Below are 10131 nucleotides of genomic sequence, written 5' to 3' on the forward strand. Positions count from 1 at the left end.
ATTTTTTTTGCTATTGGAGCATCACGAGCCGAGGCAACTCGCATAAATATTATCTTTGTTAATCTAAATTTTGTCTACCCAAAAATGCTCAATTTTGTTGGCAATTTTGTTGGCAATTCAAACTCGCTACGATAAAAATGTTGGAAAATGCCAGAAAATGTTGGAAAATGTTAGGTATAATACGGAAAATCACAACATCAACCATACTGCATGAATCTCAATGAAGTGTTACAAATGGCTGACGAGATGGTGTTTGCCAAGACGGGTGAGCACCTCGATAACTTACAAGAGGCAATTCTGCGAGGAACCATCCAAGGTGAGAAATACACCAAAATTGCCCAGGAGATTCACTGTAACGAGAGTTATGTCAGGGATGTTGGCTCAAAGTTATGGCCGATACTCTCAGAAGAGTTGGGAGAAGATGTTAATAAAACAAATTTTCGATCGGCAATGGAGAGGTTCCAAGTCTCTAATGTTTCAAACTTTGCAAAGGATGTTGTAGGAATTGGTATCTTTAACCTGTGTGGAGAAGCTAGACACTCACAAAATATCCCAAACTCACACCCACCAAATCAGGAAACAGCTAACTCAAAACAAACTAAAACTTCGCATCAAGATTTAAGCGAAATGCCGGAGTTGGGTAATTTCTTCGATCGCACCCCCTCTCTTAACACCCTCACAACCTGGATTCTACAACAAAACTGCCGCCTCATCACCCTCACCGGCATCAGCGGCATCGGCAAAACATCCCTAGCAGTAAAACTCGTACAACAAATCAAAAACGAGTTTGAGTACGCAGTTTGGTACACACTAGACGAATTCTCCACCATAGATAAATTTCAATCAAACCTAACACAGCTTTTTTCCCAGTCAGAAAACCCTGATTCATCCCCAACCAACCAAAAACGCTTACCACTAATTAAGTATTTACAAAACCATCGCTGTTTAGTAGTCTTGGATGACGTTCACAACCTTTTCTGTAGTGGCGAATTGGCAGGAAAGTATAAACCAAAATACGAAGAATATCGCTCTTTATTCAAACAGATAGAAAAATTATCCCATCAAAGTTGTTTTCTGCTAATCGGTTGGGAACAACCGAGAGAAGTGACTCAAGTGAAAAACCCAAATACTCCCATTCGTACCTTACAACTCGCTGGTTTAGATATCGCAGCCGGACGCGAAATCCTGAGAGATTATGGGTTAGAAGAAATCGACAACTACTCAGAACTCATTCACCGCTACCAAGGTAATCCCCTATGGTTAAAAAGCGTGGCGAATATGATTGAAGGGTTGGGAATCGGCGCGACAGAATTATTACTAGATGATACCATATTGTTGCCGGAAGATTTGAAAGATGTTTTACAGCAGCAGTACGATCGCACTTCCGAACTAGAAAAACAAGTTATGTCATTGTTGGCGACAGAAAACCAGCCAGTCAACCTAGTAAAATTGCTAGAAAAAGGACAAATATCATCATCAGATTTACTCAACGCGCTCCAATCTTTATCGCGGCGCTGCTTGATCGAAAAAGAAGGAAGTCTTTACACTTTGTCACTTGTACTGAAGCAATATATCAAAGGGTTGTAACTGAGATGTTGCACCAATATCAATAAAAACCCGGTTTCTAGGCCCAATGCGTAAGTCGTATAAAATAGATATAAAATATAAATTGATGCTGCTAGCAATGGAGTTATCCCATGACCGCAACAATTCCTACTCAAACTTTGCCAGAAATCATCTACCCAGACAGCGACGGAAAACCCATGTCTGACAATACCAAACAGTTCCAATTAATCGTAAAAATTCAAGGCGGAATAGATGCTTTATTCAAAGACAACGAAAATGTCTTTGTAGCAGGTGATTTGCTCTGGTATCCCGTCGAAGGAGATAACAAAACTCGCCAAGCACCTGATATTATGGTAGCTTTTGGCAGACCCAAAGGCGATCGGGGTTCCTACCAACAGTGGCTGGAAGATAATATTGCGCCGCAAGTTGTGTTTGAAATCATCTCCCCGGGAAACCGCATGACAGCAATGTTTAAGCTGTTTAAGTTCTACGAGAATTATGGAGTCGAAGAATATTATGTCTACGATCCAGAGGATAATGAGTTAATGGGTTGGCTGCGAAGTGACGGAGAACTAAACTATATTGAATCAATGGAAGGTTGGGTAAGTCCGCGTTTGCAAATCCGTTTTGAAACTGCATCGGGAGACTTGGAAATTTATCGTCCCGACGGACTGAAGTTTTTATCTTATGTGGAGTTGTCGAGACAAATGGAACAAGCACAGCAAAAAGCCGATCGCCTTTCTGAAAAACTGCGAGAAATGGGGATAAATCCTGAGGCAATTTGAAACTCAATTATCTCTAAACAGGACTTACGCACTGCCAATAAAGAAACCGGGTTTTTTCCGAATCTATCGCCTACAGCGGAGTATATTTGTAAAAACCTGGTTTCTGGGCTTCCACTCCGACAAAGAAACCGGGTTTTTTCCGAATCTGTCGCCTATAGCGAGTATTCTCGTAAAAACCCGGTTTCTGGGCCCCCATGGAAACCCTTTTAAACTCAAGCCGCAGCCTTATCTAAAGACTTCACTTCAGCGAGTAATTTGTGCAAAGCCTCACCTTCCACCACTTCAGTTTCCAACAGTTGCTGCGTGATTGTTTCCAACAATTCCCGATTAGTTTTCAGAATATCCAAAGCTTGCTGATGTGCAGTTTCGACAATTTCTTTGACTTCTTGATCGATCGCCTCAGCAGTCTGAGCACTCACCGCACGGCGGGCATTTCCCATGCCATCGCCTAGGAATGATTGTTGAGCGCGATCGTAAGCCAGAGGCCCCAAAACCTTACTCATACCGTAAGTTGTTACCATCCGTTCCGCTAAATCAGTCGCCCTTTGCAAGTCGTTTGAAGCGCCAGTAGTGATGCTACCAAACACGACTTCCTCAGCCGATCGCCCGCCAAGCAGTGTAGCAATTTGCCCGCGCAACTCCGACTCATCCAACAAGAAACGGTCTTCAGTCGGTAATTGCAACGTGTAACCCAATGCAGCCATACCGCGCGGGACGATCGAGATTTTCGCCACTTCGCCACCGCCAGTCATCAGAGCACCCACCATCGCGTGCCCGACTTCGTGGTAAGCCACAATCTTTTTCTCTTTTTCGTTGAGCACCCGGCTTTTCTTTTCCAAGCCAGCTACAACGCGCTCAAACGCCTCATAGAAGTCTTCCTGCGCGACAGTGAGGCGCTTGTTACGAGCAGCTAGCAAGGCAGCTTCATTGACCAAATTTGCCAAGTCTGCGCCCGAAAAACCGGGGGTACGAGTGGCGACTGCCTTCAAGTCAATATCCGGGCCCAACTTCACTTTTTGAGAGTGAATGTTCAAAATTGCTTCGCGGCCGGATAAGTCCGGGCGATCGACTAAAACTTGGCGATCGAAACGGCCGGGGCGCAACAAAGCAGCATCCAAACTTTCCGGGCGGTTCGTTGCAGCGAGTACAATTACCGTAGTATTGCCCGCTGCAAAACCATCCATTTCAGTTAATAGTTGATTGAGAGTTTGTTCGCGTTCGTCATTCCCGCCAAACGCCGCGTTAGTGCTGCGAGATTTGCCGATCGCATCCAATTCATCAATGAAAATAATACAAGGAGCCTGTTTCTTAGCCTGCTCGAATAAATCTCGGACTCTTGCAGAACCGACGCCTACAAACAGTTCCACAAACTCCGAACCGGAGATGCTGAAAAAAGGCACGCCAGCTTCACCAGCCACTGCTTTTGCTAACAGCGTTTTGCCAGTTCCCGGCGGCCCGACTAACAGCACGCCCTTCGGAATTCGCGCGCCAATTGCCGTGAATCTGTCGGGAGTTTTCAGGAACTCAACAACTTCGACTAATTCAGTTTTAGCTTCCTCTACTCCAGCGACATCAGCAAAAGTAATTTTCGCAGATTCGCCTTCTACGTAGACCTTAGCCTTGCTTTTGCCGATCGACAGCGCACCCTGTGGCCCACCACCGCCCCGGTTCATGAAAAATTGAAATATTGCTACAAAAATCAGTGGCGGAACGACCCAGCTTAAAACACTGCCGATCCAGCCATTTTTAGAAGGCGGAGTTGCCGCAAATTCAACGCCTTTTTCTTGCAAAAGTTTAGGCAGTTCCAGGTCAAAAATTGGCGTAGTTGACAAAACTTGTCCTGGTTTGTCGCCTTCGCCTTTGAGTTGGTAACGAATTTCATTTTGACCTACCGAAGCTCTGACTACATCTTGTTCTTGGACTTGATGGACGAACAAACTGTAAGGCACTTGGGGAATTTGTGGCCCTAACAAATTGGGCAAAAAGATGTTTGCCAGTAAAAACAGACTTGATAGCAATAACACGATATTGCTGATTTGGCGAAAACGAGGGGGTTGGGGCTGGTCTTTAATTGCCATTGATAAGTGTCATCCTTTTAGTTAATTTTGTTTTATTCATATATTTTGCCATCAAAAGTGCGCGGAGTGCTAAGCGGATTTCCTCACTTGATTAGTCGGTTAACCGGGCTGCACTGATTGGGCATGAAAAACGAACCGCGAAGACGCGAAGAACACGAAGGAAGAGCAGAAAGTTATAGTTATAAATTATTGGTTGATAGTTAATGAATGGTTTTTACTTCAGAATCCCTTTAAGATTCTCTCGCTCTTTTCTTGCTTCGCGCCCTACCCTACGGGAACGGCTTCGCCGAACGTGTCTTCGCGGTTCGATATATTAGAATTCTGGCTAACCGCCCGAGACATTCTTAGCAAACTCTTCGCGTCCAGAAACTAAATTAGCTGGAACGCCGTTAGGGAAACTTTGCGCGATTAAAGCTTGCAACTTTTCAACTCGATTCTCAGGATTCGGGTGAGAGCTCAAAAACTCCGGCGGCGCTTCGCCATTCCTAGCAGAACCGAGAATTTGCATCACCTCAACAATACCTCTAGGATCGTAACCCGCTTCTGTCATAAACTGAAAACCGAGCCGATCGCTCTCAAGTTCATCTGCTCTACCGTACCGCAAACCGACAACTTGATTGACAGCTTGAGCAATTAATGCTGCTTGTTGTCCGCCACCGCGATCGTCAGTAGTCGCCACCCCAACCGCCGTTACCAAAGACCTGCCCAACTGCTGTTTTGCAAGGTGTTCCGCAGCGTGTCGCCCCACAACGTGACCGCTTTCGTGCCCCAGTACAGCCGCCAACTGAGCCTCTGAATTCAGCAGCCGCATCAGTCCGGCGGTAATGAAAACTTGTCCCCCGGGGAGAGCAAAAGCATTGACAGTTTTGGAGTCTCGCAGCAGGTGGAATTCAAACGGATAACCGGCTTTTTTCGCCTCTGAACCGTTGACAACTCGTTCTCCTACTCGATCGACATATTGTTGAATACTCTGGCCCGGATAAAGCCCGCCGTATTGAGCCGCCATTTTGTCTCGCGCCTCCAATCCCAAAACTACCTCTTGGCGGGGAGAAAGCTGCACCCGCTGTTTCTCTCCAGTGACGGGATTTTGTACGCTGCTGGTAAAATAGGTGATAGCCCCAAAAAATGCCATTAATAAGCCGATCGCGAATCGGAATAAAAATCTACTCACAGGCGTTTACCTAAAAAGTTTAGCCTGTACGCTACCAGAGAGACAGCTACCTCCACATCTATCTGAAGTATCAACAATGAAAATTGGTTCGTAGTGAGGACTTTAGTCCGCATTTTTCCGAGGACTAAAGTCCTGACTACGAACCGTTTTGAGTGCGGGTAATTTACCAATTCCCAATTACTAATTCCCAATTCCCAATTCCCAATTACCAATTCCCAATTCCCAATTCCCAATTACCAATTCCCAATTCCCAATTACCAATTACCAATTACCAAATTTCCCATGTTTCAAACTACTCGCCGCCGCCTTGCTATTTGGTATACTGCCGTTACTGCTGTATTGTTACTTGTATTCGCCACTGGTTTCTATTTCTACGTTCGCAATACTTTGATCGATCGCATTGACGACACTCTCAATCACGTTGTAGAAATAGTAGAGCGAACTCTCGCGATCGAACCGGTAACTTCCCCGAGTAAGGGTGCTAAAACTAAGTTGCAAGTTAATATTCAAACGAGTTTTCGAGATAGCAGCGACGCAGTAGAAGACGACCACATCGATCTAGAATGGTTCAGTCCTACGGGCGAGTTGCTGTGGTCTACTTTGTCGGAACCGCTGAATGTTCCGATTCGCGCTAACCGCACGGGCGAAACGGTTTGGATAATTAATAATAAGTTGCAGCCGGATCAAAACTATTCTCTCAGACAAGTTACGCAGCGTGTGGAAATCGGCCGCCAAGTTTTGGGATATTTGCGAGTCAGCCATCCTTGGTTTGAAGTGACAAAACCGATCCGACAATTAATTTTTGATTTGATTTTGGGCGCGAGTTTAACTTTAATTTGTGTGGCGGCTATTGGCTGGTTGCTGTCGGGATTGGCGATCGCACCTGTGAGAGAATCTTACAGTCGTCTTAAACAGTTTACTGCCGATGCTTCCCACGAACTCAGAAATCCGATCGCCACTATTCAAACAAATGTCCAAGTAGCCTTGGCAGAACCGGACATCGAACCGCAGCAACACCAACAGCTACAGGTTATCGAACGCCTGACGCGCCGTTTGGGGCGGTTGGTTGACGATTTGCTATTTTTGGCCAGACAAGACAGCGGAATCGTGCAGCAGCAGTGGGTTGATGTTCCTCTCGATGCTTTGTTGATGGAGGTAATTGAAGAACAAATGGCGATCGCCCTTACCCAAAAAATCTCTCTCTGTTTGGAAATAATCGATTCGCCCGACACTGAAAATAACTTTACAGTTTTAGGCGACTGGGATCAACTAGCGCGACTGTTTACCAATCTTGTCAGCAACGCCGTGCAGTACACGCCATCGGGTGGGGAAATTGAAGTAGAATTGCAGTTGGCAGCTAAAAACAAAAGAAATTCGTCGGCGATCAATTCTGCACTGCAAATCAAAGTCACAGACACCGGCATGGGGATTGCCCCGGAAGCGCTACCGCATTTGTTCGATCGATTTTACCGCGCCGATCCCGCCCGCACCCACCGCAGCGCCGCCGGTTCTGGTTTAGGATTAGCCATAGCCAAAGCCATTGTCGAAAACCACCGCGGCCAAATCCGGATTGACAGCCAAGTCGATCGGGGAACCGCTGTTACCGTCACCATCCCCGCCCACAAATCAGCAGAAATCCGCCTCTAAACCTCTCTTCCTCTGTGCCCTCTGCGCCCTCTGCGGTTGATCCAAAAAATCTATCCCTCAAACCCTGATTCTTTCTACCTTGCGCCCAAACCCAGCTATTAAAATTCAATTCGGGCATAGATTAACATAAACTTTGTTGGAAATCTCGATCGAACTCGTGAGGAGTTATTTATGTTTCGCCACAATCTACCGTTCAAAAAAATCAGCTTGCTAGCAGCCACCTGCGGCGGTTTACTCGTCAGTCTCGCAACACTTGGACAAGCCGGCGGCCCCCCGCCCCAACCAGGAAAACCCGTATCCCAACCCGCAGCCACTCCCGCACCTGGAAAGCCTGTCAGCGAACCGAGTCCCGCTGCGAGTCCCAGCCCCGCTGCGAGTCCCAAGCCCAGCGGGATGCCCGCCACACCCCAAGATGCCCCCGCCCGATTCCCGATGCCAAGTGCGCGAGTTACGCCGATGGAGGGCATGGTAGTAATTAAACTCGTGAATACCACCAATGCCGTCATCAATTATCAAGTCATTGGTGTTACTCCACCGCGCACTCTGGGCGAACAATCGGAAATTTTACTGAAAAACATCAAAGTACCAATCACCTTCACTTACCAGCGCCCAGACGGCGGATTGCTGTTGGTGCGCCCGCAAGCAACCGCTACGCCGGGAATGTTGCAAGTCAGCTTTGGCGCAACAACAGACTTGGGCGTTGATACAAAATCGATGGAAATTCAGGAAGATGGCAAGGTAATTTTGAATTAAGTTGACTGGTTGACGGTTGACGGTTGACGGCAAAAGAGGAGACGGCATTGCCGTTTCCCTACCTTGAAATAATCATTAATATTCCATAACAGATGTAACCATCGCCCGATTAATTGTAGGGAAACGGCACTGCCGTATCCTGATTTCAGGTAATGGTAAAATCAACCGAATTGGATGATAAAGTTGCCCTCAGTGCGATCGAATATAACCATCAATCGCACGGCAGAAGAGGAGACGGCGATGCCGTTTCCCTACCCCAAAATAATCCATCAAACTCAATGACATCTGTAATCATCGCCCGATTGATTGTAGGGAAACGGCACTGCCGTGTCCTGATTTTTGCCGTGTCCTAATTTCTACCTAATTTCTGCCGTATCTTTCAATCAGCTAGTGACAAAGGAGGTAACTTAGTAAAAGGTAAATCCTCATTAACTGCATCAATTTCTTCCTGTTCTCTTTCATTAATTTGACCGATATAAGACTTAAGAATTTGCGCCAGACGGTTGTTATAAAATCGGTGCAAACTATAATTTGGCGTAGCTGGAAAGCCGCGCCGTTTTTTGTGCCGCCCGCCCGCACCCGGATCGAAGGTTTGGATACCCCGATCGATCGCCCATTCGATCGGTGTATAGTAACAAGCATCGAAGTGTAGGCAGTCAATTTCCTGCAAACTGCCCCAATAGCGCCCGTACATTCGATCGCCCTTATACAGACAAAAAGACATTCCCATCGGCTGTCTCTCGTCTTCCTTATCATAGGCGGCGACAAATAAAACGCGATCGCGATAATTGTCGTGCAACTGTTCAAAAAATCGCTTCGTCAAATACTTGCTTCCCCACCAGCCAAACTTGTCGCAAGTATTCTCATAAAAAGCATACATTTGCCCAAACATCGCCTGGGGAATTTCATCACCAGTCAAAGTTTTCACCAACAAACCTGCTGTTTCCACAGCCTTGCGTTCGCGCTTGATATTGCGGCGCTGGTTGGCATTAAATGCGCCTAGATAGTTGTCAAAATTTTGATAGCTTTGATTTTGCCAAATATAGCTGTGGTGCAGCCAAGCGCTAAAACCGTGTTGTTCCATTCTTGTGCGCCAGACAGGATCGACATACAGGAAATTGCAACCGGAGATATTGTGCCGATCGCAAAAATGGTCGATCGCACTTACCATTATTCCAGTTAACTCATCTTCATCTTCCCCCGGCGCAATCAAAAAACGATACCCTTCCGCCGGAGTAAACGGCGTCATTCCCATCAATTTCGGATAGTATTCAATACCCAAACGTTGAGCTAAATCGGCCCATTGATTATCGAATACAAATTCGCCGTAACTGTGACTTTTGACATAAAGCGGCGCACAAGCAATCAACTCTTTGTCTCGCCAGACAGTCAAGTGATGCGGTAGCCAACCGTTTTTACCTGTCGCGCTACCGGAAGTTTCGAGATTATTCAGCCAATCCCATTCGAGAAAAGGCGTTTTTAGCGGCATCGCCAAGGCATCCCAGGATGCTTGCGGGATGTCTGCTAGTTTGCTAATCCAGGCTACAGAATATTGAGGTTTCGGCTGTTTCAGCATAGGGAGATTTGAACGTAGAGCGATCGAACTTTATTTAACTTAATACAATTTCCCCTGCTTGTGTAATTACTCGCCACAGGCAAGATGCCTGTGCCACAAATGTTGTGGGGTGGGCTTCTAGCCCGCCCCAACTCTATAATGCAAAAACACCTCACCTCCCACCTGTTTAACCGTCAAAAGCTCTAATTTCGGCGCTAAATCGGCTAAAAAACCCTTTCCCTCCACAGGTGTCGGTGCATCCACGCCACCCAAAATTAGCGGGCATACCGTCAGCCAGAGCTCGTCTATCAAGCCCGCAGCGAGCACAGACGCGACGAGTTTTCCGCCTCCCAAAATTGCCAAACGTTTGATACCGAGGGTTTCTAGCTGCTGAAACGCATCAATCCAATCGATTTCTCCCTCGATGGTGTTGGTTGTTAAAGTGCGATCGAACTTACCGATTGCACCATTTTCAAGAACAGGCAAGATGCCTGTTCCACAAGACAATTCATCTATTGTGGAACGGGCTTCTAGCCCGTGCTCAGCAACAGGCAAGATGCCTGTTCCACAAGACAA

10 protein-coding genes are annotated in these 10131 nt (G+C 46.6%); 5 read left to right on the forward strand and 5 right to left on the reverse strand.

Annotated elements, in window-relative coordinates:
- Positions 1 to 210 precede the first annotated feature (210 nt).
- Complete coding sequence (locus JGK36_RS23660) at positions 211 to 1587, forward strand: NB-ARC domain-containing protein (RefSeq protein ID WP_293185489.1); 1377 nt, start codon at positions 211 to 213, stop codon at positions 1585 to 1587.
- Between the two features lie 110 nt (positions 1588 to 1697).
- Positions 1698 to 2351 (forward strand): Uma2 family endonuclease, encoded by a 654-nt coding sequence (locus JGK36_RS23665; RefSeq protein WP_293185491.1) that lies wholly within the window; start codon positions 1698 to 1700, stop codon positions 2349 to 2351.
- Between the two features lie 212 nt (positions 2352 to 2563).
- On the opposite strand, the gene ftsH4 is transcribed toward JGK36_RS23665, so the two are convergent.
- From ftsH4 to JGK36_RS23680, 3 genes are all read right to left on the reverse strand, one after another.
- Positions 2564 to 4429: an ATP-dependent zinc metalloprotease FtsH4 gene (gene ftsH4 / locus JGK36_RS23670; RefSeq protein ID WP_293185492.1), complete on the reverse strand. Its 1866-nt coding sequence runs from the start codon at positions 4427 to 4429 to the stop codon at positions 2564 to 2566.
- Between the two features lie 325 nt (positions 4430 to 4754).
- Positions 4755 to 5600 (reverse strand): M48 family metalloprotease, encoded by an 846-nt coding sequence (locus JGK36_RS23675; protein WP_293198177.1) that lies wholly within the window; start codon positions 5598 to 5600, stop codon positions 4755 to 4757.
- The gene (locus tag JGK36_RS23680) at positions 5597 to 5833 is read right to left on the reverse strand and encodes a hypothetical protein (protein ID WP_293185494.1); all 237 of its coding nucleotides are present in this window, start codon (positions 5831 to 5833) and stop codon (positions 5597 to 5599) included. The genes JGK36_RS23675 and JGK36_RS23680 overlap by 4 nt, the downstream gene beginning before the upstream one ends.
- A 49-nt stretch (positions 5834 to 5882) precedes the next feature.
- On the opposite strand from JGK36_RS23680, the gene JGK36_RS23685 reads away from it, so the two are divergent.
- The 3 genes from JGK36_RS23685 to JGK36_RS23695 all read left to right on the forward strand — a co-directional run bounded on the left by JGK36_RS23685 (position 5883) and on the right by JGK36_RS23695 (position 8353).
- A complete protein-coding gene (locus JGK36_RS23685) occupies positions 5883 to 7247 on the forward strand; it encodes an ATP-binding protein (protein ID WP_293185496.1) in 1365 nt (454 codons plus the stop codon).
- Positions 7248 to 7418: 171 nt separating this feature from the next.
- Complete coding sequence (locus tag JGK36_RS23690; RefSeq protein WP_293189237.1) at positions 7419 to 8000, forward strand: hypothetical protein; 582 nt, start codon at positions 7419 to 7421, stop codon at positions 7998 to 8000.
- Between the two features lie 152 nt (positions 8001 to 8152).
- Positions 8153 to 8353, forward strand: coding sequence for a hypothetical protein (locus tag JGK36_RS23695; protein ID WP_293185499.1), 201 nt, complete (start codon positions 8153 to 8155; stop codon positions 8351 to 8353).
- 26 nt (positions 8354 to 8379) lie between these two features.
- Here the strand turns inward: JGK36_RS23695 and JGK36_RS23700 are convergent, their stop codons facing one another.
- Together JGK36_RS23700 and JGK36_RS23705 are read right to left on the reverse strand one after the other, a co-directional pair.
- Positions 8380 to 9576 carry a GNAT family N-acetyltransferase gene (locus JGK36_RS23700; RefSeq protein WP_293198175.1) on the reverse strand — a complete coding sequence of 399 codons (1197 nt, stop codon included), beginning with the start codon at positions 9574 to 9576 and terminating at the stop codon, positions 8380 to 8382.
- Positions 9577 to 9693: 117 nt separating this feature from the next.
- Positions 9694 to 10131: dihydrofolate reductase family protein (locus tag JGK36_RS23705; protein WP_293185501.1), on the reverse strand; the 438-nt coding region annotated here is incomplete at its 5' end.

It is taken from the genome of Microcoleus sp. PH2017_35_SFW_U_B, assembly GCF_020737865.1.
Lineage (GTDB): Bacteria > Cyanobacteriota > Cyanobacteriia > Cyanobacteriales > Microcoleaceae > Microcoleus.